Annotated in this window: 17 protein-coding genes and 1 pseudogene; 5 read left to right on the top strand and 13 right to left on the bottom strand. The window is 54.3% G+C overall.

Annotated features, from left to right (window positions below):
• The 4 genes from C2I18_RS20240 to C2I18_RS20225 all read right to left on the bottom strand — a co-directional run bounded on the left by C2I18_RS20240 (position 1) and on the right by C2I18_RS20225 (position 6,651).
• Entirely contained in the window at positions 1–828 is an 828-nt protein-coding gene (locus C2I18_RS20240) for a helix-turn-helix domain-containing protein (RefSeq protein ID WP_249897538.1), read from the bottom strand.
• Positions 825–2,453 (bottom strand): response regulator transcription factor, encoded by a 1,629-nt coding sequence (locus tag C2I18_RS20235; RefSeq protein ID WP_249897537.1) that lies wholly within the window; start codon positions 2,451–2,453, stop codon positions 825–827. The genes C2I18_RS20240 and C2I18_RS20235 overlap by 4 nt, the downstream gene beginning before the upstream one ends.
• A complete protein-coding gene (locus C2I18_RS20230) occupies positions 2,446–4,158 on the bottom strand; it encodes a cache domain-containing sensor histidine kinase (protein ID WP_249897536.1) in 1,713 nt (570 codons plus the stop codon). Before C2I18_RS20230 ends, C2I18_RS20235 begins: the two co-directional genes overlap by 8 nt.
• A gap of 1,206 nt (positions 4,159–5,364) precedes the next feature.
• Positions 5,365–6,651 (bottom strand): Gfo/Idh/MocA family protein, encoded by a 1,287-nt coding sequence (locus C2I18_RS20225; RefSeq protein WP_249897535.1) that lies wholly within the window; start codon positions 6,649–6,651, stop codon positions 5,365–5,367.
• 148 nt (positions 6,652–6,799) lie between these two features.
• On the opposite strand from C2I18_RS20225, the gene C2I18_RS20220 reads away from it, so the two are divergent.
• The gene (locus C2I18_RS20220; RefSeq protein WP_249897534.1) at positions 6,800–7,627 is read left to right on the top strand and encodes a helix-turn-helix transcriptional regulator; all 828 of its coding nucleotides are present in this window, start codon (positions 6,800–6,802) and stop codon (positions 7,625–7,627) included.
• A gap of 18 nt (positions 7,628–7,645) precedes the next feature.
• Here C2I18_RS20220 and C2I18_RS20215 read toward each other — a convergent pair whose 3' ends face one another.
• The 8 genes and pseudogenes from C2I18_RS20215 to C2I18_RS20180 all read right to left on the bottom strand — a co-directional run bounded on the left by C2I18_RS20215 (position 7,646) and on the right by C2I18_RS20180 (position 19,363).
• The gene (locus tag C2I18_RS20215; protein WP_249897533.1) at positions 7,646–10,768 is read right to left on the bottom strand and encodes a glycosyl hydrolase; all 3,123 of its coding nucleotides are present in this window, start codon (positions 10,766–10,768) and stop codon (positions 7,646–7,648) included.
• A 6-nt stretch (positions 10,769–10,774) separates the two neighbouring features.
• Positions 10,775–11,776 (bottom strand): glycoside hydrolase family 130 protein, encoded by a 1,002-nt coding sequence (locus tag C2I18_RS20210; RefSeq protein WP_249897532.1) that lies wholly within the window; start codon positions 11,774–11,776, stop codon positions 10,775–10,777.
• 74 nt (positions 11,777–11,850) lie between these two features.
• The gene (locus tag C2I18_RS20205; protein WP_249897531.1) at positions 11,851–12,687 is read right to left on the bottom strand and encodes a carbohydrate ABC transporter permease; all 837 of its coding nucleotides are present in this window, start codon (positions 12,685–12,687) and stop codon (positions 11,851–11,853) included.
• Positions 12,688–12,700: 13 nt separating this feature from the next.
• Entirely contained in the window at positions 12,701–13,603 is a 903-nt protein-coding gene (locus C2I18_RS20200) for a carbohydrate ABC transporter permease (RefSeq protein WP_249897530.1), read from the bottom strand.
• Positions 13,604–13,691: 88 nt separating this feature from the next.
• Positions 13,692–15,065 (bottom strand): ABC transporter substrate-binding protein, encoded by a 1,374-nt coding sequence (locus C2I18_RS20195; protein WP_249897529.1) that lies wholly within the window; start codon positions 15,063–15,065, stop codon positions 13,692–13,694.
• A gap of 197 nt (positions 15,066–15,262) precedes the next feature.
• Entirely contained in the window at positions 15,263–16,891 is a 1,629-nt protein-coding gene (locus C2I18_RS20190) for a response regulator (RefSeq protein ID WP_249897528.1), read from the bottom strand.
• Positions 16,872–18,767 (bottom strand): sensor histidine kinase, encoded by a 1,896-nt coding sequence (locus C2I18_RS20185; protein WP_249897527.1) that lies wholly within the window; start codon positions 18,765–18,767, stop codon positions 16,872–16,874. Before C2I18_RS20185 ends, C2I18_RS20190 begins: the two co-directional genes overlap by 20 nt.
• 76 nt (positions 18,768–18,843) lie before the next feature.
• Positions 18,844–19,363: pseudogene (locus C2I18_RS20180) on the bottom strand (SGNH/GDSL hydrolase family protein).
• Positions 19,364–19,511: 148 nt separating this feature from the next.
• Here C2I18_RS20180 and C2I18_RS20175 point away from each other — a divergent pair.
• Positions 19,512–20,486, top strand: a complete 975-nt coding sequence (locus C2I18_RS20175) for an aldo/keto reductase family protein (RefSeq protein ID WP_249897526.1) — start codon at positions 19,512–19,514, stop codon at positions 20,484–20,486.
• Positions 20,487–20,579: 93 nt separating this feature from the next.
• Here C2I18_RS20175 and C2I18_RS20170 read toward each other — a convergent pair whose 3' ends face one another.
• Positions 20,580–21,935 carry a helix-turn-helix domain-containing protein gene (locus C2I18_RS20170; RefSeq protein WP_249897525.1) on the bottom strand — a complete coding sequence of 452 codons (1,356 nt, stop codon included), beginning with the start codon at positions 21,933–21,935 and terminating at the stop codon, positions 20,580–20,582.
• A gap of 325 nt (positions 21,936–22,260) precedes the next feature.
• On the opposite strand from C2I18_RS20170, the gene C2I18_RS20165 reads away from it, so the two are divergent.
• The 3 genes from C2I18_RS20165 to map all read left to right on the top strand — a co-directional run bounded on the left by C2I18_RS20165 (position 22,261) and on the right by map (position 24,267).
• Positions 22,261–22,788, top strand: coding sequence for a hypothetical protein (locus tag C2I18_RS20165; RefSeq protein WP_249897524.1), 528 nt, complete (start codon positions 22,261–22,263; stop codon positions 22,786–22,788).
• 140 nt (positions 22,789–22,928) lie between these two features.
• Positions 22,929–23,513: a TetR/AcrR family transcriptional regulator gene (locus tag C2I18_RS20160; RefSeq protein ID WP_249897523.1), complete on the top strand. Its 585-nt coding sequence runs from the start codon at positions 22,929–22,931 to the stop codon at positions 23,511–23,513.
• A 7-nt stretch (positions 23,514–23,520) separates the two neighbouring features.
• Positions 23,521–24,267: a type I methionyl aminopeptidase gene (gene map, locus C2I18_RS20155; protein WP_249897522.1), complete on the top strand. Its 747-nt coding sequence runs from the start codon at positions 23,521–23,523 to the stop codon at positions 24,265–24,267.
• The last annotated feature ends 125 nt before the right edge of the window (positions 24,268–24,392 follow it).

Genomic DNA, 24,392 nt, shown 5'->3' with positions numbered 1-24,392 from the left:
TCAATCCGTATGAAAGCGGAAGCCGAATTTGCGCCGGTATTCACCCGGAGGATGTTCAAAGCGTTGCTTGAACACCCGGCAGAAATGGGCATAGCTCTGGAAGCCCGTTTGTTCGGCAACCTGCTCCAGCGGAAGCAGGCTGTAGAGGACCTGCTGCTGGGCAAGCTTCAGCCTGACATCAATACAGTAGGCGAACAGCGACCGGCCAAAAGCGGATTTGAACAGATAGGAGCAGCGGGAGATGCTTAATCCGGCAGATGCCGAAATTTTCTCCAGGCTAAGAGGCTCATGGGCATGATTGTCCACGAACTGCTTAAGCTTGTACGCGGTATCTGCTCCCCTGGTCCTTTTGGCCCGGATCACCTGCTCCAGTGTCAGGCACAGCGTTCTCAGCAGATAGTCCATGATTTCCTCCTGATTCTCCATCACTTTCTTCTTGCCGCTGATGATCTGCTTCCATAAAGTCAGGACCGTATCGTCATAGCCGATATTCGTTTTGGCCGGCAGACCCTTGCCTTTCCACCATTCATCAAGCCATTCTCCATTACCGGCCAGGAAATAATCCGAGACAGGCTCCACACTCCCCTGTACTGTAGTGCTCCGGGGCTGGACCTGGAGTTCGTACGGCTGGTCAGGGGAATAAATAAGCAGGTCACCGGGGATGATTGTCTCATATTTCCCCTCAACCAGCGCCCTGCAGGTCCCTTCCGCCTGAAGCCGGAACAGATAAAAGGACAGGCCGTCTTTATACTGAACAGCATGCGGTTTGGTGTGTGCAGCATAATTGGCATAAATGACGCAGGAGCGGTACGGACCGGAGTTCATCATAGATTTACCCCATGGTCAGGATGATAGCTTGCCCTGAATTCCGACGGCGTCTGTCCGGTAATCTTCTTGAACATTTCACTGAAATACCTGCGTTCTTCATACCCGACAGCCGCCGCAACCTCTTGTACCGGCATCCCTTCTACAAGCAGCAGCTTGGCTTTCTGGATTCTTTCGGCAGTCGTATACTGTGTCACGGTCATTCCGGTCACCTTCTTGAACAGGCTGGAGAAATAGCTTGTGCTAAGGTGAACATGGGCGGCGCACTCGCCTACGGAGATATCCTCGGAGAGACGGCTTTTGATGTAATCGAGCGATTGATAGATGATCTTTTGCCCTTCTGAGAGGCTGTTCAGCCGCACCAGCTCCGTTCCCTCCACACACAGGGCCATCAGCTGCCGCTGCAGGGAAGCCAGCGGCAGTCCGGCAGTTCCCTGCACGGACTTGAATCTTTGAATGAGCGGCTGGATGTCGGCATAAGGTACCAGCTCATAAAAGGTGCGGATTGCCGAAGCCGCAAGCTCATCATACAGGCTGAGCAGATAGTCGGGTGTCTGCCTGGAGATCAGGCTCTGCAGCGTAGCCGAGATGGCCGCCAGAATATCCGCTGTCCGGGCTGCATTGCCGGAACGCAGGGCCAGCAGCAGCTCATCCTTGTATTCCAGCGCCAGCGGCTCCTGGCTTCCTGTCTGGGGAATATCGTCATACATGATCGCCGCATTGCCCTCCGTGAACAGATGATAAGCCAGTGCGCGGTTCGCCTGCCGGTAAGAATCCGGCAGCTCGCTCGTCTGGGTTACTCTTCCTCCGACGCCGATAGAAACAGTAAATTTGGTGTACCGCTCGATATTGCGGCAGCACTGCTCGGCGATATCCACAGGATTCATGCTTCCGTTATCATTCATCACGGCCAGATAACGGTCATGCCTGGCGCGGAAAACAATGCTCGGGGCTGCCGCAGCCAGGGTCTCCTTGGTAATATTAAGCAGGGAGAACCGGATCAGCTCGATTTCATGGATCGACTGCTCTGCAACCTGTTCCTGAAAACGGTCGATTTCAATCAGCATGACTACAAAGCCCTGCGGATGAAGGTCAATATTCAAGAACTTCCAGCGCTCCGAAGCCTGTTCCCAAGGAGTCCGGTGGCTGACCAGCAGTGCAAAATACTCCTGCCGCAGCAGCGGCATACTCTCCCGCAGCCTGTTCTCCATCTCCCTGCGGCCCATCAGCTCCAGCCTCTCCTCCAGAATTGCGGCTTTCGCCCGCAGCACCGCTGCCAGGATGTCTTCTTCCGAAAACGGCTTAACGACAAAATCAAAGGCACCGTGCTGTACAGCCTGCTGGGCATATTCAAAATCAGCATAACCGCTGATCAGAATGACCCTGCAGCCGGCGTTATGCTCCTGAACCGCACGAAGCACGGCCAGTCCGTCCATCCGCGGCATACGGATATCGGTAAGAACAAGCTCCGGACGTTTGTCTATAAACAGCTGCAGCCCATCTTCCCCGTTGCCCGCAGTACCGGCAATGCGGATGCCGTGTGCCTCCCAGTTGATTGCTGTGAGTCCGTCTACCACGCTTTTGATATCGTCTATAATACACAGGCTGACTGTATCGGAATTATTCATGCTGCTCCCCCTTTTTGGGCAAAAAAATCATAACTGAGGTTCCGGATTCCGGGACACTGTCCACTTTAAATGAAGCGCTGTCCCCGTAGTACAGCTGAAGCCGCTTGATCAGATTGGATACCGCATACCCCTTCTCCGATTCCTGCCAGAATAATGACCGCACCTGATCTTCCTCCATACCGCAGCCGTTGTCGCTGACGGTGAGCTTCCAGCGATCCCCGTCCTCTTCTATTTCAATAAAGATAACTCCACCGCTCTCCATATCGCGGAAGCCGTGCAGAATACTGTTCTCCACCAGCGGCTGCAGCACAATCCGCGGAACCGGCAGGCTGCCCAGCTCCGGTGCCCTGACTTGAATTTCATACGTGAACAACCCTTCGTAACAGCTGGTCTGAAGCTCCAGATACTGGCGGACATGCTCCAGTTCCTTGGACAAGGTTGTGATCTCCTGCCCTTTGTTCAGTCCCAGCTGAAACAGCCGGGACAGCGACATGACCATCTTCTGCGACGGTTCAACCTGCTTCATATTAAGCTTCCAGTAGATGGTGTTCAGCGTGTTATACAGAAAGTGGGGGTCCATCTGCGCCGACAGCGCCTTGATCTCCGCCGCCCGCTTGTTCGTCTCCGCCCGGGTAACCTCCTGGATCAGCACCACAATCTGCTCCAGCATCCGGTTAAACCGGAAGCCTACCTGGGCCAGCTCATCTCCGCTTCCGCTTTCAAAGCGGGCGGTAAGATCGTTGCTCTCGACGCGCTTCATCACCTTCATCAGTCCCTGCAAGGGCATCAGCAGGTAACGCGTGAACGCGCCGGAGACCAGGGATGTTACCAGAAAGGCCACCAGAGCGAAGGCGGCAATCATCCATTTCACATAGATCATGTCCTTCAGCACACCGGCCTGGGACTGGATGGTTGTCATCGTCCAGTCTGTGATGCCAAGATGGGCATAGTTAAGCAAATAAGCTTTCCCGCCCAGTGCGAAAGACTGATTGCCTTCCGGGCTGCCGCTGATCATGCCGCCGAGTACACCGCTGTCCACCGCCTGGGTGATCAGCGGCTCTTTTACCGAATATACGGCCCCCCCCTCTGCATTCAGCAGGAAACTGGCTGCCCCTTCCCCGCCGTCTCCCCGGACCAGCTTGCGGAAGCCGTCCTCGCGGATATTGACAACGATATAGACTCCGCTGACCGGTGTATCAAAAATCGGCTTCAGAATAAGGGAGAGGACCCTGTCCTTTCCGGAGAACAGCATATCCTCATGCCCCTCAATCCACAGGTTCTTCTGCTCCTGCTGAACGCGGTCATACAAAAAGGTGTCCTCAAAAGCATTCATCCGGTTGCGGTTCATAGAGGAAGGATAGAATTCGCCAACGGGTGTGGATACGTAGATGGAATGAATCAGCGGTTCGGCAATCCGCGCCTGCGAGAAAACGTTATCAAGATCATTCAGATGTGTATAGTACCGGCTTGTATCCCCGGCAGCGGCATCCTTCAGCATGTCATGAAACGGCTGGCTGATCATGAATGTCATCATGATGAGCATCAGCTTGTTCAGCTTCTCATCCACAATCTGCGCCGATTTGACAACCGTATCCTGGGTGAGCTTCAGCGCATTTTTCTCCAATATGGCGGCCGAAATGAAGTAAGACATCCCCCCTGTCATCAGCACGGAAAGCAGAATAACGGACATAAAAGCAGTTCTCAATTTATTCTTGAATGATTGCCTGCGGAAATATCTCATTGCCTTCACGCCTTTACGTAGATTCATCTATGCTCTGATTATGTCACCGTGAGCCCGGGTCCGACAATAAGCGTTTTCAATGAAAGTGGATTTACCGTATGCCCGCCGTAGAATAACCTCCCTGTGCTCGTTGCACTTCGCAGGGGCGCATTGGACTCACTTTTTCGTGTACATTTGGGTGTGTCGCCCTCGCAGGAGCGCATTGTACTCACTTTTTCGTGTACATTTGGGTGTGTCGCCCTCGCAGGGGCGCATTAGACTCGCTTTTTCGTGTACATTTGGGTGTGTCGCCCTCGCAGGGGCGCATTGGACTCGCTTTTTCGTGTACATTTGGGTGTGTCGTCCTCGAATGGCGCATTGGACTCGCTTTTTCGCGTACATTTGGCTGTTTTACCCTCGCAGGGGCGCATTGGACTCGCTTTTTCGTGTACATTCCGTTCCTTTACCAGTACAGTGGCACCTTCGTCTGTGTCATGGACCGGGACAACGTATGGGCCTATTGTTTGCGGTGACCGGTCCTTATCCAACCGGGAATTTCTCCACTTAATTCTCCATTAAATCCTGAATCGAGGATACTAGTGGGAAAAACTCCACTTAAATATGCAAATTTTGTTCTTAAAGGTCCCAATCGGCAGTATTAGTTGGAGTATTTCCCACTAATCGTCGTAATTCCTGAAAAACGTTGGAATTAGATGGAGAAAATCCACTTAAGCTCTTGCGCAGCATGACTGGCAGCAGACTTTTCTGCGTGGCCCTCCTGTTGCAGTATGGAAGCCACCGGCTCTGACTCGTAATGGTTCCTTTACAGTTCAACGCGATGCTATGCAATACAGTTCAGCGCGATGCTATGCAGTTCAACGCGATGCTATGCAATACAGTCCAGCACAATGCAACACAGTCCAGCACCATGCAATGCAGTCCAGCACCATGCAATGCAGTCCAGCACCATGCAATGCAATCCAGTACCATGCAATACAGTTCAGCGTGATGCAATGCAGTCCAGCACCATGCAATACGGTACAGCGCACCTTCTAACTCCAATCCGCTCAGCACAATTTAACCCACATAACACAGCTCGTTCCCTTCCCTCCCCCGCAGCACAGCAAAAAACCCGGACGGCAGACGCCGTCCAGGCACAAAAATAATAATAATTATTTACTCCAACATCTGCTACAGCTTCAGCAGCTCATCCACCTTCACCGGCAGGCCGGTGGCGATCGATCGGTTGGCGGCAATGCCGGTCAGGATCGACAGGGCTCCGTCAATATGGGAGGCTGCCCGGCGGAAACGGTCATCGGCCGGACGCTCGAAAATATCGCGCAGCATTACCGGATCACCGCCGCCGTGACCGCCCACGCCCTCCTCAATCTCTACCTCGTACGGGGCAGCAAACTGCGGGAACACTGTAATCTGCTTGTTTTTCACCGCACCCTCCTGGTCCTTGCCGCCGCCGGCATTCACATAGGACTGCTCCACAACCTTCACTTCCATCCGCCCTTTGGTGCCGTTGAACACAATATTGAAGCCCTCCCACGGCAGATAGGCATTCAGCGAGTAGTTCATAATCGCCTTGTTCTTATATTTCACCATTACGCCCATCGTGTCCTCAATGCTGATATTGTCCCCGAACACGCTCTGGTCGCGCAGATATCCGTCCTCATGCTCTGTGTCCAGATACATCTTCTTCAGCTGCTCATTGTCCTTCAAATGCAGGGCAAACGGATCATGCTCCGCTGCCGCACTGCCATGCACACGCTGGTAGAATTCAGTCACGCCGCGGTTTTCGGCATTTTCCCGGCCGTAAAAACGCAGATCCCCCATCGCAAACACCGTATCCGGCTGTGAACCGAGCCAGAAATTCATCAGGTCGAAATGATGCGTCGATTTGTGGACCAGCAGCCCCCCGCTGTTGCGCTTGTCACGGTGCCATCTGCGGAAATAGTCTGCCCCGTGCTGTGTATTCAGCAGCCATTCAAAGTTGACCGACAGCACTTCACCGATCGCCCCGTCCATCAGCAGCTCGCGGATTTTGGTGTTGTGCGGTGCATAGCGGTAGTTGAAGGTAACCCGCAGCTTTTTGCCTGTGCGTTCGATAGCGTCCAGAATCTCCTGGCATTTTTCCACATCTGTAGTCATCGGCTTCTCGGAAATAACATCACAGCCGAGCTCCATGGCACGGACAATATATTTGTGGTGGGTACGGTCAATGCTCGTTACGATGACAGTATCCGGCTTCGTCTCGGCAATCATGCGGTCAAACTCATGCGCTTTATACGCTGGTACGGCATGATAGCCGTATTTGTCTGTCAGCAATGAATTGACGTATTCCATTCTCGCCCCGTTAACATCACACAAGCCTACAATCTCGGAGGTGTTCCGGTAATTCGTCGTAATTTCTCCATAGAAAAATTCAGCGCGGCCGCCGGTGCCGACAAAGGCATATTTTTTGCTTCCCACTAGTGATCACTCCATTTATATTGATTTGGATACGCTTTCTGACTATAGTATAGGGTATAAAATATATCTAAATCTCTGCGAAAATTAGCAAATATAGACCATACTATGCGTATTTTATCCTAACTGGTAGAATGTAAGGAGTGATGGCATGCTTGAGCCGCTTGCGCCGGTATTTATGATCGAACAGGTCAAAAGGGCCGGCACCTTCAGCATGGATACCGACCATTTTCATGAAAGCTATGAACTGTATTATCTGCTGGCAGGAGAACGCAACTATTACATCAACAACCGGATGTATGCCCTACGCAAAGGCGACCTGATTTTCATAAACCGCAATGAGCTGCATCGGACAACCGCCAAAGGAACAGCCCGCCACGAGCGGATTCTGATTAATTTCCCGCAGGAGTTTCTGCAGAGGGTGCTGGACAGCCAGGGGCTTGCCTTCCCGTTCTTCAGTGAACAATGCCTGCTGCTGCGTCCCGGTGCGCATGAACAGGGCAGGCTGGAGAATCTTCTGTTCGCCATGCTGGAGGAAAATGAAGAGCGGCGTTCCCACCGGCATGCCTTTTTGCAGACACTGCTGGTCCAGCTGCTGATCGAGATGAACCGGATCCATGAGAGCTCGCCTGAAGCCATTGCCCCGGTGAACGATGAGAAGCAGCGCAAAGCGTATGAGATCATCTGCTATCTGCAGGAGCATTACGCCGGGAAGCTGACGCTGGACGAGCTGTCGGAGACCTTTTATATCAGCAGCACCTATCTCTGCCGCCTGTTCAAGCAGACCACCGGCTTCACCATTATCGAATATCTCAATACGATCCGTGTCCAGGAAGCCCAGCGCCGGCTGCGTGACAGTAATGCCAAGGTTTCGCAGATTGCCGAGGATACCGGGTTTGACAGCCTGGCCCATTTCGGCCGTGTATTTAAAAGCATCGTCAAACGGTCCCCCCTGCAGTACCGCAAGCAGAACCGCTGACATGAACTCTGCAAAATATTATTGCCCCCTGACAATCAGCGGATCAGAGGCCAGCCCGAAGCGGACGAAAGAGTAGCGTTCCTGGTAGACATGTGTGTCCGGCGGCAGATCCTTATCGGTCCAGCCCGGCTTGTCTTTGAAACTGTCGGGGCCGATTTTGTACACTTCACCTTTAATATGATGGTGCGGTCCCAGCAGGTTGCGGCAGCTGCCTGTCAGAATCAGCCCGATGATATTGCTGCCGGTTCTGAGATAGGGTGCAATGTCGGCCGCATAAGGCTCCCACAAGAAAGTCCTTACCAGATTGCCGTTGATGAGCAGCTTGCTGACGATGGCATCCGGCGGTGCCTGGAAGGTCCAGGCTGCGTCATTCATATAATCAGCAGGGATATCCACCGTCTGGCGCAGATGAATGCTTCCGGCGAAAAAAGGAAATCCCTGTGCCGCAAGATCGCCGGTCTGCACCGATTCCGGTACTTCTGTCAGGGTAAAAGGCCCGGTGGTCCAGAGCGACCGGCGTTCGGCTGCTTCGAACTTATCCAGCGACTGCACGCCAAAGGAACCGAGCAGATAGATGCTCTCGATCTCCTGCTCCATCGTCAGCTTGTTGCCCTCCGCTTCGAAGGCTTTGGCCCGTTCCAGCTTGCTGTACAGCTCTGCGGAAGGGCGAAAATCATACTTGAGCATAATCGTATTCCGGCCTGACACGGCCTTGCCCCGGATGTCGATTTTTTGCAGCGAAGAATCCAGCCACCACCCGCAGGTCTCCGGGGATACCGGCTCACCGTTCAGCCTGATCTCCAGCCACTCCGGCTGCTCCAGGACCAGATACAGCTCACGCTGCCGGGAGATGTCAAAGGAGACCGCGAATTCAAATTCCAGCTCCGCCGCCACGGGCCGGCCATAAGCCAGCAGCTGCTCCTGCATGAAGATTACCGGCTGCAGCTGTGACCATTCCCCGCCCTCTACCCGCAGGCGGGCATGATCCAGTGTCAAGCTGTTAAGGTCCATACGGGTGATTTCCCACGTAGAGCCAAGCTTCTTATAGGACAGCACTTCCATGTCTTGAATCCCGCTCCGCATATCTCCCTGCTCCCCTGGCATCTGAGGCTCTGCCGTTGAAGCCGTAAAACCATCCTCCGCAGCAGCAGCTGTGAACGGATCAAGCTTTAACATTAAGGACTGCCCGGGATACAGCGGCAGCTGCAGCAGGACACCGTCCAACAGCGCCTCTTGTCCTACCGGGGAGATGTTCCCCGTTTCCAGGTCAATCAGAGACACCTCTCCCTGCCTGCACAACTCGAGCTGCAGCAGCGGATAAGCTTCCGTGCCGGAATTCACCACGTAATAGAGGAACGAGCCGTCAAGCTCCATGGTCCGCACATTCAGCGTGTCGGCTGCCAACGGCATACCCTCTGCATCCGAGATGCGGAGGAACGGTGCGGCCACTGCCGATACCGCCTGCCCTATGGCTTCCCGGCTCCACTGCGGATGAATGGCGGCCTGCATGAGTCCAGCCAGTCCGGCATCCTCTTCACCGCCCGCAAGCACCGGATAAGGTTCACAGGCAATCAGCGTACCGCCTCCGGCAGCAAATTCACCCAGCAGCTGCACTGTATGCCGGTCCAGCGTAAGGCACGGCGGAACAATGACCACCCGGTAGCTGGCTTCACCGATCCGGAACCGGTCTCCGCTGACCCGGCCGTGTCCGGCAATAATGCTCTCACTTCCGTAATCATGCTCAATCAGGCTCTGGCAGAGCCATTTCGAGAGCTGGGCAAAAGCCTCGTGATACGGGACAATGGCCGAGGAATCTTCTCCGCGCTGCAGGGTCCAGGCGGTCCGTACCGGATGAATCAGCAGCACTTCCGCCACTGCTTCAGCCTCTGCCAGCAGCATAGACAGTCTGGCGAAATAATCATTGAAGCCTTTATAGTCCGCCCACCAGGGCTGCTGGTAGAACAGGGACGGCGGATAATCCCGCTTGCGCAGGCCTCTCAGGGTATAGCCCTGCAAATGCGGGCACAGAAGATTGATACCGTGCACGAACTGCCATTCGCCGATTCGCCGCAAATCGGCAAAGCTGACATTCCAGCCGGAGCAGCCGAAGCTCTCGGTAATGGCCTGCTTCTTGCCGAGCTGTCTGGCCACGGAGCCCACCTGCTTCGGAACCAGGGGATCGCTGCCCGTGAACCGGCCCAGCCAGTCACAGCCGGGAATCTGCAGATGTTCATAGAAGGCCATCGGGTCGCCGACAGATGTCACCTGATGCATCAGCTCCTGCTCATCGACCACATGTCCGGTGGCTGACCAGCCCCTGCCTGCACACCATTCGCCGATCTGCCTGGCATATGCCTGTGTGAACATGAAGGTTACCGTCTCCCAGTAATCATACCGAGCTTTACGGCAGCCCCCGGTTTCGAAGAACAGCGAGGGAAGCATCTCCAGCACGTTATATCCTTTGCGTGAAGTAAATACCTCTTCAAGCTCGAAGGACCACGGCAGTCCGCCGCGCGCGAACTGCGGCTCATCCGTGAATACCCCGTGCAGCTCTGCGCCGTATTGTTCACCGAATTGATCCCAGTAGCTCTCGTAGGCGGCGGCAATAAACGCCTGCACCGCTGCTGTGCTGAGCGTGTCAGTATAATAAGGATTGACCTCGTAATACACTCTCAGGTCTGCGGCCGCTTCTTCGCCCGGAGGCAGCAGACGCCAGCCCTTCCCGTTCTCCAGGACCGAGTAATAACCAAGAACACGGCCCTGTTCCAGAGCGCTCTGAAAAGGAGCCTGCTCATAAGCCAGCCGCTTCTGCTGAAAAGCAAGCCCTTTGGCCGGAACCCTGCCGTCGGCAAAGCCGCTCGGCCAGCCGTTCTCGTCATAGAACCAGGCGTTCATCCCCAGCCTGCGGCTGTGTTCAATCGAGATCCGGATGGCCTCCATCCATTCTTCCCCCATGTACGTTGTCCGCAGCCCGCCCCTGGCATGCATGAAGAAGCCGCCGATTCCCGCCTTATGCATCTCTTCGATCTGCCGCTCCAGCTCCTCCCTCTCCAGCCGGTCATTCCAGGACCAGAGCGGGACGGGACGGTAATCTACAGGCGGATCTGCAAGGCGGCTCCATACATTCGTTGTGGTTTTCATCAGCCGTCAGCCTTTCAGGCAGAGGGAGATCAGGTCATCCACATGCGCGGTAGCCAGACACTCAACGGTATCCGCAGCACCGTAATAGATTTTGACCTCGCCGCTGTCCTCCAGAATCATCCCGCCCGGAAAAATAACATTGTTGCGGAAGCCGCCAGCAATCTCATACTCTGCTTCCGGCGCTAAGAGCGGCTGCCTGGACATGCCGATAATCTTCTTCGGGTTGTCCAGATCCAGCAGCATGATGCCCGCGGTGTAACGTTTCTTCCAGGTTGGCTCCCAGCCGTGCTTCCCGCGGGAAGGGTCGATATCCACCGCGTGGAAGGTGGTCAGCCAGCCCTTGTCCGTCTTCACCGGCGGCGCTGCCGGGCCGACCTTGTCATTGGCGAACGGCACATGCTCCACCCCGAACAGCAGTTCAGATCCGCCCCAATACTTCAGATCCGGGGACTCGGAAATCCAGGTATCGAACCGGTCCTGACCGCCCCGGCTGTATACGGTGAACGGGCGCTCCAGGCGGACGTAATGGCCTCCGATCTTCTCCGGGAACAGCACCATATTGCGCAGGTCCGGCGTCGACAGGCTCAGAATCTCAAATTCTTCAAAATCATCCGTCACCGCAATCCCGCCCCGGATGCCGTGCTTCGTATCCACCGCAAAGCACATGTAGCAGCGTCCGCCGATTACCGTCAGCCGGGGGTCATAGGCCCGGATAATCTCTTCATCATGCAGCTTGAAGCATTTCCGGGGGCTGGCCTCCCAGTGCAGGCCGTCATCGCTGAAGGCAATGCCAAGATCGGTTGTATGATGCGGTTCAATCGTCTGTTCAGAGAGCGAGCCGTAATCGTTGCGGAAGACCATCACATATTTGCCCTTGAATTTGGTTACGCCTGCGTTGAACACAAGCGCCGTAGGGTAAGGTACGCGCGCGGCGTCGAGCACCGGATTGCCCGCATAACGGCGGATCAGGGGACTTGAGGTCAGAATAGCGGGTACTTGGACTGTCATAGTTTGTAAACCTCCTGTTTGCTGCTTTGGATTATTCACTTTCTAATTACCGTTGTTATATGCAGTTTATTGGTTTATCCCTTTAATGATCCGGCTGTCATCTGCATAAAAGACTTGTTGGCGAACACATAGGCCACGAGTATAGGCAGAATGGACAGACAGGCTCCGGCCATCATATAGTGGGTCTGCGAGGCGGCGGAAATGCCATATTTAAGATTCGCCAGGCCGACGGTCAGCGTCTGCAGCTCCGGCTTCGTCATCGTGAACACGAGCGGCAGCAGATATTCATTCCACGCCCCGCGGAAGGTGAACAATGCGCCAACGCCGAGTCCCGGTCCGAGCAGCGGAAGAATAATCGTCCAGAAGGTCCGGCCCAGCGAGCTTCCGTCGATCCTTGCCGCCTCATCCAGCTCCCTCGGGATGCCTTTCATAAAGCTCAGCAGGATAAAAAAGATCGCGGCATGCGCGGAGATCAGAATCAGAATGACCCCCCACAGGGAGCTGTGCAGATGCAGCTTGACCATCAGATCGAACTGCGGCCGCAGCACCACCGCCCCGACAGCGACGAACATGGTAAAGGACTGCAGACCGATATATAATTTTTTGCCGGTAAAATCCATCCGGTCCACCACATATGCGGCCATTGAAGACACCAGCAGGGTGCCAACCACCGTCGACAGGGACACGATCAGACTGTTTAACGTATAGGTGGAAAAATTGGCCTGCTCCCAAGCTTCAGCGTAATTGGAAATCTGCCAGCGCTCCGGCAGGAAGGTTGCGCCTGTTGTCAGCTCCATATTTGTTTTGAAAGAGCCCAGCAGCGTAATGACTACAGGAATCAGGGTAACAAAGGCAAGCACCAGTAAAAAAATCCATAGTATCGTCCTGCCCGTTACAGCTTTTATTCTCATCTTGCATCTCCTCCTAGTCCATCCGGTTCATTCGTCTGGAGGCATAGAAATATATCAATGAAATCATGCCTACGATGACAGCAGATACGAAGGCTACGGCACTGCCGTATCCAAACTCCTGCACCTGGGTTGCCGCTCCGCTACCGCCGACAGGGAAGAACAGCTTATAGAGGTACAGGAACATGACCTCCGTTTTGCCCGCCGGTCCGCCCTCCGTAAGCACCATGATACTCTCATAGCCCTTCAGGGCATTGATAATCGCCAGCATAATGACCATTTGCAGCACCGGCCCCAGCATCGGGAGTGTAATGTAGCGGAACTGCTGGATCTTATCAGCCCCGTCCAGCGCAGAGCTCTCATAGACATCCTCGGGAATGTTCTGGAGTCCGGCCAGGAACAGCAGCATGTAATTGCCTACCGCGCCCCATACCGCGACAAGAATAACCGTAAGCATTGCATGCTTTGCTCCCAGCCAGTCGATTCCGGCGGATGTAATATTAAATTTGATCAGGAACTGGTTCAGAATCCCGTTATACGAATTGAAGATGGTAAAAAAGACAACTGCCATAACAGCCGTACTGATGACCGTAGGCATAAAGAAAACAGCCCGCAGCAGATGTCTCCCCCTGAGCCTGCGGTTCAGAATCGCCGCCAGCAGCAGGGACAGCGGGATGGAGAGCAGCAGCTTGCCCCCGGCATATACAAAGGTGTTGAGGACCGAGTCCCAAAACTGGGTGTCCTGCATTATCCGTGTAAAATTATCCAAGCCGATGAACCGGGCTGTACCATAGCCCTTGTAGTTGTAGAACATATAGCGGAATGCCCAGGCTATCGGGTAGATGCCCAGGACCAGCGTAAGAACCGCACTGGGCAGCAAAAAGCTGTAGGCAAAGGCGGCATTCTTGGTTTTGTTCATAGGATCTTCCAGGCTCCTTTCCTGTCTTGCTCCAAATCCATAAGGAAGGGAGTGTCCCTCCCCTCCTTAGGCTCTCTCTATACAACTTTTATTTGGCGAACTTGCCGGCAAGTGCCGCCGGATCAAAGCCCGGATCAGGCTCCGCCTTCAGGCCGTCATTCTTGACCGCATCATCCAGCGCTGCGTTGTAGCGTTTGTTCAGATCTGCGATTACCGCATCCAGATCCCCGCCGTTCAGCATATATTTGAAGAAGGCATCATCCGACTTCATCCCTTCCGGTGCCACTGTAGGATACACAGGCCATACGCCGTCATACTGGTTCGGCAGGAAGCCTTCGATCCCGTTCACCTCCGGTGTTTTTGCCGCCGCACTGATGGCCGGCACCATGGAGATGCCGTAGCCGTTCTCCTGGTACGATGTCAGAATGCTATCGCTGTACATATACTCCATGAACTTCCATGCCGCATCTTTATGCTCGGATTTGGAGCTGAGGGCAAGCCATTGGCCGCCGAGGAACCCGGAAGCCCCTTTCACATTGCCGTCAATGCTCGGTGCGGGAGCCGCTGCCCAGTCAATTTTGGCCGGGAACTGTGTGCTGTAGACACCCGGTTCCGAGGAGAAGCTGAGGTACATCCCGATCTTGCCTTCGGCAAACTGGGCCCGCAGCGGATCGATATCCAGCGACTCCACCCCCGGCAGCATGCTGCCGTCGTCCTTGATCTGCTTGAACGCTTCGATAATCGGCTTGAAGCCGCTGAAGTCGTAGCGTGCCGTTTTGAAATCATAACCGAAGCCGCCGAAGCCGCTCATTTCCGCAATGACCCGGGCTGAACGCCCAAGCGCACTTGGCGGATTTTTAAAGTTCTGCGCAAAGCCGTAGGCACCGTCCGCTTTTCCGGCTTCGGTCAGCTTTTTGGCGGTATCCACCAGCTCCTGCAGTGTAGTTGGCGGACTCGCGATCCCCGCTTTGGCGAACAGATCCCTGTTGTATACCAGGCGCATGGTCGTGCCGTAGTTCGGCAGGCTGTACTGTTTGCCGTCAAAGGTATTCAGATCCTTCATCTGCGGGAACTTGGCCTTCAATTCATCGGTCAGGTACTCGTCAATCGGAGCCAGGTATTCTTTTTTATAAAAAGTGCCGATCGTATTCTCCTTCACCCGGATCACATCCGGCGAGTCGGCCGTCTGGAAAGACAGGTCCAGTGCGGTATCAAAATCATCGCCTTTGACGATCAGCTCCACCTCGATGTTGTCGGTGTTCGTTTCATTAAATTCCGCTACCTTCTCCTTCACAAATTCCGCATCATGCCGGTCACCTGTCCAGTAGCTGATTTTGGTTTTCTCCCCTGACGGCGCCGCCGCATTTCCTTCGTTACCGCTTTCGGTATTGGAGTTGCCGCACGCAGCCAGGCCGAAGGCCAGCACCGTGCTGAGTGAAGCCAGAAGCAGTTGTTTCTTCATTTCTGTTGTCCCCCTTCTAAATGCGTTGCTGTGTTGCCCTACACCTTGATTATAGAGCAGCCCCTGCAGCCGGATAATGCGGGTAACCCCACATTAAGGGCAGATTTCTGCGGAACTCATATCAAAAAGGGATGAACCCCGTACTGCTGCGGAGTGTCCATCCCTTTGGCAGGTGCAAAAGTATGAAACAAGCTGTATTATGCCTTGCCCAGATAGGAGATTTTGAACTCCGAGGGGGTCATGTCCGTGTACTTCTTGAACACCTCGCTGAAATAGCGCCGGTGCTCATAGCCGAGCTCCATGGCGATCTCCTGCACCTGCATGCCTTCGATCAGCATGACTTTCGCTTTCTCCATCTTCTCATGCATGACAAAATGCTGGAAGGAGATGCCCAGCACCTTCTTGAACAGGTTGGAGAAATAACCTTGACTGAGGTTGACCTGTCTCGCTACCTGCTCCAGGGTCAGGCTGGTGTGCAGATTGGCACAAATATAAGCTTTGGCCTGATGAATAATCCGGGAGGATTCGGCCGAGCGGTCCTCTTCAATCCAGCGGCAGCTCTCCCCGCACAAGCCCTCCAGCAGCAGGCGGATATCCTGAAGCGAAGGATTGGGCCTGTTCTTCAGCTGATGCACACGCTGCTCCAGAGCCTGCACCTTGTCATACGGGAACAGCTCCAGCATCACCCGGCAGATTTTGAACGACAGCTCGTAGCCGATGTTCTCCACGTACTGGGGGGCAGGCAGCGGGTCCAGCGCCAGCAGCTCGCCAAAAATCCGGTCCAGCACCTGCCTGCATTTATCCCTGTTGCCAGAACGCAGCGCAAACAGAAATTCCTGTTCGGCAGTAATCGTAAAGCTGCCTCCGGCCCGCTGTTTATGGGCGATGCGGGCATAGCTGTAGACTGCGTTGCCGTCCGTGTAGAAGTGATAAGCCAGAGCGCGGAGCGCCTGGGTGTACGAATCCGCCAGCTCATGAATCGCCGGGACGCAGAGTCCCACCCCGACCGAAACCGTATACCGGGAATACCGGCTGACATTGGCGCAGCAGGCCTCTGTAATCTGTTCGGCAAGCTCATAATTATCCGTGTTCATAATGCAAACATAACGGTTCGTCGCTTCCCGGAAAATCACGCCACGGGTCCAGGCCGAAACGGTCTCCTCCAGTATATTCTGCAGTGTAAAGCGGATCAGCTCAATTTCCTGGACGGGCTGTGCCCCGTACTTCCCGGCAAACTGGTCAATCTCCGCAATGAACACCACAAAGTTCTCCGGCTCCAGCGGGATGCCGAGGTACTGCCAGCGCGCTCTGGCACTGCTTTCCGTGGTCTGGTGCTGCATCAGAAAGGTCAAATATTCCTGGCGGAGAATCGGCAGGCTTGCCTTGATTTTGAGCTCCATGGCCTTAAGCTTCTCCTGCTCCTCCCTCTCCTGCAGGCAGAGGTCTCTGGCCTTCAGCACTACATTCACGATCTCCTCCAGCGAAAAGGGCTTTTTGACAAAATCCATTGCTCCAAGCCGGATGGCCTGCTGGGCATAAGCAAACTCCGAGTATGCGCTCAGAATGATAATCCTGCACTCCGGATTGGATTCCAGAATCGCCCGCGTCATCTCCAGTCCGTCCATCCGCGGCATCCGGATATCGGTAAGCACGACATCCGGCTTCAGCCTGCGGACCATCTCCAGGCCTTCCTCGCCGTCCAGCGCCGTGCCGGCCACCTCAATGCCGTGCTCCTGCCACTGCGGCTTGCGGGCAATCATCTCGACCACACTTTTGATATCATCGATAATGCAGAGGGTAACAGGGTTAGCCTGCCGGTATTCCATAAGCTTCTTCTCCTTCCATAAGCGGACTGAGCGGTATCCATAAGTCCGTGCGGGAACCGCTGCCCGCCGCACCGGACAATTCCATCCGCGCTTTTTCACCGTAATAGAGCCGGAGCCGGTGTCTGATATTGACCAGCGCGTAGCCTTTTTTGGACAGCTCACGCCTCAGCATGCCCTGCTCCACCTTGGATACATCCATGCCTTGACCGTTATCCTCAACCACTATATGCAGCATGGACTGCTCCAGCGTAATCTTCAATGTGATCTCCCCGCCGATTCTGCGGTCGGCAAAGCCGTGCTGGATGCTGTTCTCAACAATCGGCTGGAGCAGAATTTTGGGCACTGTACAAGCCAGCAGCTCCTCTTCCTCAATGATCACCTGGTAGCGGAACAGATCCTCATAGCATTTCTGTTGAATCGCACAGTACTGCCGGACATGGGATAGCTCATCGGCAAGCGGGATCAGATCCCTGCCGCCGCTCAGCCCCAGCTGGAACATCTGCGACAGGGAGAGAATCATTTCATTGACATCCTCATTTTCCCCCATTACCGATTTGCAGTAGATCGTATTGAGCGTGTTGTAGAGAAAATGCGGCTCCATCTGCGCGGTCAGCGCCCGGATCTCGGCCTGCCGTTTGCCTTCCTCGTTCATGCGCACATCCCGGATCAGGGTTTTAATCTCTTCCATCATCCGGTTAAACTGAAAGCCGACCTGGGCGATTTCATCGTTATATTTGCTCTCAAAAGACACGCTGAGCTGGTTCTCCTCCACCCGCCGCATCAGCCTGCTCAGCTTGAACAGCGGTCTCAGGAGCGCAGCCGTCAGCTGGTTCGAGAAGAACCAGGTGGTTACCAGAAAGACCAGGATCACAAGGATAATCGTCCGCTGTACGCCCATAAGCTGGCCCAGCAGCTGCTCCTTGGACTGCATGCCGGCCAGTATCCAGTTCGGTGCAGCACCGGACTGCTTGTAGTTAATCAGATACTCCTCCCCTTCAAAGGGATAAAAGAAATGGCCTTCGCTCCCTCTCGAGCTGTCCTGCAGAAACTCGGGGGTATGCTCCGGGTCCCACCCGCTCTGTACAACCTCTTCCCCCTCGGTATTCAAAAGCAGATATTGCCGTTCACTCTGCGGAGCATTCTGGCCCAGCAGGGAAGCCAGCCTGTTCTCCCGGATATTCACCACAATGAACACGTTGGTAATCGGTGTATTATCGTAGATCCCCCGCACGACGAAGGAGATGACCCGCTGATTGCCGGTAAACAGCCTGTCGTAATGGCCCTTGGCCCAGTAGCCGCCCGGACTCAGCCTGCTGTTGTCATACAGCTCCGAGCCGTAGAATGAATGATCCTGCGTACGGATCTGGGTCGTTGAATAAAAATCGCCGATCGGTGTGGCAATCAGCACATTCTCGATCATCGGCTCATTAAAAGCGGTCTGGGACAGCACATACTGCAGCTCCGAGAGGCGCACATAATAGTTCGACACATCATGGGCCTGGACATCCAGCATCATTTTTCTGTAAGCATCGCTCAGCATCAGGGACTGGACCGACATCGCCACATCATTCAGCCGGTAATCCAGCAGCTGCAGCGTCTTGTCCACAGTCTCCCTGCTCGCTTCAAAAGCATTGTCCTGAATCTCCTTCCCGGCAATCCGGTAGGTCAGCACACCCATCGCACTGATTGACAGCGTTATCAACACTATAAAAGAGAAGAGAATCCGCTGCTTGACCGACAGCCGGTAAAACAGGCCGCTCAGCTTCACCCGGATCAGGCTTCCCCATATTTTTAACATCCTCATGGCTGCCGCCCCTTCCTCGCATGCCTTATCCCCTGTACCATACGGCTGATTCCCGGCTGATGTCAACAGCATAATTCTTTTTCTGTACGCGAAAAAAAGAGCAGTCCCCCTGTTCCAGAGAACTGCTGACAATTCACTTCAGCTTCTTTTAGTCGTTCAAAATACCGCTCTCTCCCGCCACACTCAGCCATTGCCGGGCAATGAGATCATGGCCGGCCGTTGTCGGATGGACACCGTCCCACAGCCAGTAAGCAGCGTCGGCTCTCTGCACAGCATCATCCAGCAGGCCCTGCAGCGGAACATGTACAGCTCCGAACTGCTCTGCCAGCCTGCGCACCACCTCCTGGTAATGCTGCATCCGGCTCACCTTTCATCGTCCGCCACAGATCATTGACCCCGATCAGGATGCTGAGCACATCCGGATTAAGATCGATGGCATCCTCGTTCCAGCGGGCATACAGATCGGAAATCCGGTTGCCGCTGATTCCGCGGTTGTAGAACACCGGCCGCTGCCCGGCCAGCTCATTGCCCAGCTTGGCAGCGATAATGTAGGCGTAGCTGTGTCCGTGGATGTGGTTGGGATCTGCATCGCGCCCGCGGTTGCCGTCGGTGATGGAATCCCCCTGGAACAGAAATACTTTATTTTCTTGTTTAAAAGAAATCGTCATGCACACTCACCCTCCGGTTGTTATGTAAAGTATTTTGAATTCCTCCCATTATATCAAGAGTTTTCCTAGAAAAACTATAAAGATATGATAGTATTAACTTGAATCTTTCACGTCTACTATTATTGTCAGCGGAAGGGAATGGATGCGAATGAAATACAGACGGCTTGGAAATACAGGACTGAAGGTCAGCGAGATCGGCCTGGGCAGCTGGCTCACTTATGGTACAGCGGCAGAACAGAAGGCGGCAGAGGCCTGTGTGGCGGCAGCTTTTGAATGCGGTATCAATTTCTTTGACACCGCCAATGCCTACAACCGGGGAGAAGGCGAAAAGGCGCTCGGCGCCGCACTCAGCAGCTATAACCGGTCTGATTATGTGCTCAGCACCAAGGTCTTCTTCCCGATGGGCGACGGCGTAAATGACCGCGGGCTCTCCCGCAAGCACATCATGGAGCAGTGCGAAGCCAGCCTCCGCCGGCTGGGTACGGATTACATTGACGTATACTTCTGCCACCGGTTCGATACAGAGACCCCTGTTGAAGAAACGCTGCGTGCACTGGATGACCTCACTTCCCAGGGTAAAATCCTCTACGCTGCCGTCAGCGAATGGAGTGCCGCGCAAATCGCCAATGCCGGCGGGATCAGCCGCAGGCTGAATCTGCGTCCGCTGGCGTCCAACCAGCCAATCTACAACATGTTCGAGCGCTATATCGAACAGGAGGTGCTTGAGGTGTCCCGCCAGGAAGGCTTGGGACAGGTCGTCTTCTCGCCGCTGGCCCAGGGCATCCTGACCGGCAAGTACAAGCCGGGCCAGCAGCCTCCGGCCGGCACCCGCGGTGCGGACGATTCCGTCAACGGCGTCATCCGCAGCTATCTGCGCGATGATGTGCTGGATGTTGTCGCGCAGCTGAACGGGCTGGCCGGCAGCCTCGGCTTGAAGCTGTCGCAGCTGGCGCTGGCCTGGGTGCTCCGCCAGCCGAATGTAAGCTCAGCGCTGATCGGGGCGACCAAGCCCGAGCAGGTAGCCGAGAACGCCAAGGCAGTCGATGCCGTGCTTTCGCCGTCCACACTTGAAGCCATCGAAGAGATCCTCCGGCCGGTGGCGGATTTCGCACCGGCGAGATAAGCCGGCAGCGCTGACTTTGCAGAAGGACCGTCCTATCCGTAGTAATAATCGCGGATGTGACGGTCCTTTAATTTTGTAAGAAAACTTGTAAGGTTACTTGGCCTCTTTGAACCTGGCAAGCAGGTTCTTGTAGGTCTCCTGCTCCGCTGCCCCGGCAAGATGCCGGAATTCTTCAAACCATCCTACACAGCGCAGGATGCTGCTCCCGCTGCCCGCTTCAACAGAAGATTCCAGCGCTCTTAGAGTATAAGCTATCCCCTGGTCAGGCCTGCCGCTATTCAAATAATAGGCGGCCAGCTCACACAGAAGCAGGTTGTGCCTGCCTCCGGCCACATATAAATTCAGTATGCCGTCCTTGGCCTGCTCTTCCACATCCGGAGCGTTCTGAAACCGGCTGATAATTTCATCAGCGTTAAAGTTATAGCGGTTGGCCGCCTGAAGGATCAGAATCAGGCCCGGAAGGATTTCATCCGCCCTGCCGGCAATGTATTCTGCAAATTCCGGCAGAACCTCCGCCTGGCCAGCCATCAGGCGATGCAGATATGTATTTGCAGCCGCCCATTCCCGGAACTGCTGCTTCATCTGCTGCGCAGTCTCCGAATCCTCACGGATCCAGTCCGTTTCGGAATATCTGGCAGCATACCGTATAGCCTGTCCGTAATCCCCTTGTACATGACAGACGGCCGCACGGAGCAGATCAGCGTAGAGAATATAGAAAAACAGCGGTTCTTGCGGCTCCTTAAGAGGCTTACGGCGGGCCTGATTCCGGTTCTGATACTGGATGGAAGCCTTGCGTCCCATCTCTTCAGCCAGCATCTCCACTTTGCTCCAGCGGTGCAGGGATGCATAAACCTTGGCCAATGCATGCAGCGCGTCCAGCTGATCCGTCTCATCCAGACGTTCCACAAAATATTCGAAATGTGTCGCCGCCCTCAGGTTACTATCCTGGTCCTCACCAAGCGCAATGGTAAACATCCGGTACTGGCAGAGCGCCAGCCGCTCGGAATGCTGGTACTTTTCGCTCTCGGCGACACCCTCATAGAGCAGCGCTGCCGCCTGCAGCCTCCCCTGCCCAAAAAAATGCTCTGCTGTATCAAACAGCGCCTGGGCGTAGGAGACATTATCCATCAGGCCCAGAATCACCGGGCGGATGCATTCCAGCTTGTCCAGCTCGGCACAGCGGTGCAGAAATGGCCCGAGACGGCGCCAGTCAGGTGTGGAATTCACCATACATTCATCTATGTACAGCTCATAGAATGATCCTTCCTCAAGGCCCATTCCGGCCGTAATCCGGTCCAGCTGCTGCATGGCAATCGGCCGGTTTCCATTTATAATGCTGCTGAGCGTTCCGGAATTGACGCCGGATATCCCTGCAAATTGATTGATTGTTTTGCCATTCCTTTTAAGAAAAGCCTCCAGCTCCGCTTGAATGGTAGTCTTAGGTTTCAAGCTTATTCCGCCCTTCAAGACCATAAATTTGAACAAAACCCCAGATATTCCTATATAATAGGAGCAAACATTATATAGGTCAATACACGTTGACGTGTTCAAAATGATTTGACAAATGACGCTGATGCTGCATAGGATAAATTCCCCTGATCTGCTGCGGTCAGCCGAATGCCTGCTCCATTTTGCAGGAGCGGCAAAAATAATTGCAACATTTTATCAAAAACAACGTTTATAGAGGTACAAACCGCGTTTGAGAACCAGAGCGGAGGGTAAAGAGTTATATAAGCAAGTAATGTTCATTTATTAGGCCAAGGGGGAAACCGAATTGTTAAAGAAAAACTCCAAGTACACACTGCCAGTGCTGGTCCTGCTGTTTCTTTCCCTCGTCACTACGGCAAGCACAGCAGGGACTACTGCCAAAGCGCAAAGTGGCGAGCAAATCCGGCATCTGTCTGCATATATCCATACTGTTCAGGCTGAAGACGGGCGGACTGTCCTCACTGCCGACGAGATTGAATGGTATGAAGGGGCTGACGCCGACCGCATCTTTGCCGAGCGGGACCCGGAAGGGGCTGCAGAGCTTGGCGGCACACCAGACGGTTACTATATTGTAAATGACAGCGACCTTTTGAGCACATATCCGGTGTCAGACAGCGCGTCAGTGCTGATGCAGATTTTTGACCACACCGGCAACATCGAGGATCTCGACATCCACTGGAATGAAGCCATTTCGCTGGAGCAGTTCAAAGAGGAGTTCGCCAAAACCGATGTCTTCGATCTCAGCCAGTCCCCTTATCATCTTACCATCCAGGACGGCGTGATCACTTCAATCGTACAGCAGTATACGCCATAACATTACGTTAACCTATATAAGACTGTACCGCCCTTTCCGGGTGGTGCAGTCTTTTTTGGTTTTGCTTTTTTCCGCCTCATGCGTTACTATTTTTATATCGACAAATATGCAGGTCTATCAAAAAGGAGGCTTCTACGGCTATGTGCCCCCGTACCAAAGAACAAAATGAACGCATACGGATGCAGCGCAGGGAACAAATCCTGGACGTCGCGGCACGCTCCTACTTCCGTACGGGCGGCAGCTTTGATATTCGTGATGTCGCCCGTGAAGCCGGCCTCGGTTACGGAACAGTGTACCATTACTACCCCAACCGGCATTTACTGATAGAAGCTGTGCTCTGGAGCGGCTTTGAGCGATGTGAGCAGGTTACCGCAGATTGGGCAAACCACAGCGGTAGCGCCCCGGATGAGGAGCAGTTATTGAGGTATTGTAAAACACTGCTCCGGCTGTGGCAGTCAGACCCCCGCGCATATCTCGTCTACAAAATGGCGGCAGAGCATTTTGCCGGCTTGCCTGAAAAGGAACGTAACCACGCCAAAAGAGAATTTATGGAACGGCTGTACGATCCGCTCCAATCCATCGTCCAGTGCGGGAACGACAGCATCAATCATATGCTTGCCGTGCTGGTCGGCTGCTGTGGAATGCACTACTATGCGGGCAATTCCGACCTCGACGCCGAGCGGATTGCCCGGCTCGCTATGCAAGCTATTACAAAGGAGTCCTGACAAAAACATGGTGATTTTAAAAAGCAAGCATGAAATTGAGGCGATCCGCAAAGCATGCCAGGTTGTGGCTGAATGCCACCGGACCATCGCCCCGCTGATCAAACCGGGCATTACCACCAACGAGATTGACCATATCTTTGAGGACATTATGCTGAAGCACGGCGCAAAGCCTTACCAGAAAGGTTATAGGGGCTATAAATACGCGACCTGCGCCTCTCCCAATGATGTAATCGCCCATGGCTTTCCCGGCAATAAGCCGCTTGAGGAAGGCGATATCGTGACGATCGATACGGTCGCTGAGCTGGACGGCTGGCTTGGCGATTCGGCCTGGAGTTATGCCGTCGGACAGATTTCCCCGGCGGCCGAAAAGCTGATGCGCGTCACGAAGGAATGTCTTGACCTTGGCATCGCGCAGGCGCAGCCGGGCAACCGGCTCGGCGACGTGACGAGCGCCATTCAGCGGCATGCGGAATCACACGGCTTCGGTGTCGTACGTGAGCTTCTTGCCCATGGCATTGGCCGTGACCTGCATGAGGAGCCGACCTATATGCATGTCGGCAAACCCGGAAAAGGCCTCCGCATCAAAGAAGGCATGGTGTTCACGATTGAGCCCATGATCACTGAAGGTACTTACCACATGACCATTGATCCGGACGGCTGGACTGCACGGACGATGGACGGCAAGCTCGCGGCCCAATATGAGCATACCATTGCCATCACGGCTGAAGGCCCGCAAATTTTGACCGCGCAATAGATTAATTAGAGGCCGGCCCACAAAATGGTCGGCTTCTTTTTATTTTGTATGGGATGTCTAGTTAAATCTAACCTTTTCACACATATTCGAACGTTGCACTATTTACCCGAAAATGCTATGCCTAT

It is taken from the genome of Paenibacillus sp. PK3_47, assembly GCF_023520895.1.
In the GTDB taxonomy this organism is placed as follows: Bacteria; Bacillota; Bacilli; order Paenibacillales; family Paenibacillaceae; genus Paenibacillus_AQ.
Note: the sequence above shows the minus strand (reverse complement) of the source record. Positions and strands in the feature narration are given on the sequence as shown.

Bases quoted from the DNA above. Each gene is read 5' to 3' on its own strand.
- C2I18_RS20205 (WP_249897531.1), bottom strand. From the start codon at position 12,687: ATGAGAATAAAAGCTGTAACGGGCAGGACGATACTATGGATTTTTTTA.
- C2I18_RS20160 (WP_249897523.1), top strand. From the start codon at position 22,929: ATGTGCCCCCGTACCAAAGAACAAAATGAACGCATACGGATGCAGCGC.
- map (WP_249897522.1), top strand. From the start codon at position 23,521: ATGGTGATTTTAAAAAGCAAGCATGAAATTGAGGCGATCCGCAAAGCA.
- C2I18_RS20215 (WP_249897533.1), bottom strand. From the start codon at position 10,768: ATGAAAACCACAACGAATGTATGGAGCCGCCTTGCAGATCCGCCTGTA.
- C2I18_RS20210 (WP_249897532.1), bottom strand. From the start codon at position 11,776: ATGACAGTCCAAGTACCCGCTATTCTGACCTCAAGTCCCCTGATCCGC.
- C2I18_RS20240 (WP_249897538.1), bottom strand. From the start codon at position 828: ATGATGAACTCCGGTCCGTACCGCTCCTGCGTCATTTATGCCAATTAT.
- C2I18_RS20235 (WP_249897537.1), bottom strand. From the start codon at position 2,453: ATGAATAATTCCGATACAGTCAGCCTGTGTATTATAGACGATATCAAA.
- C2I18_RS20220 (WP_249897534.1), top strand. From the start codon at position 6,800: ATGCTTGAGCCGCTTGCGCCGGTATTTATGATCGAACAGGTCAAAAGG.
- C2I18_RS20185 (WP_249897527.1), bottom strand. From the start codon at position 18,767: ATGCTGTTGACATCAGCCGGGAATCAGCCGTATGGTACAGGGGATAAG.
- C2I18_RS20190 (WP_249897528.1), bottom strand. From the start codon at position 16,891: ATGGAATACCGGCAGGCTAACCCTGTTACCCTCTGCATTATCGATGAT.
- C2I18_RS20175 (WP_249897526.1), top strand. From the start codon at position 19,512: ATGAAATACAGACGGCTTGGAAATACAGGACTGAAGGTCAGCGAGATC.
- C2I18_RS20195 (WP_249897529.1), bottom strand. From the start codon at position 15,065: ATGAAGAAACAACTGCTTCTGGCTTCACTCAGCACGGTGCTGGCCTTC.
- C2I18_RS20200 (WP_249897530.1), bottom strand. From the start codon at position 13,603: ATGAACAAAACCAAGAATGCCGCCTTTGCCTACAGCTTTTTGCTGCCC.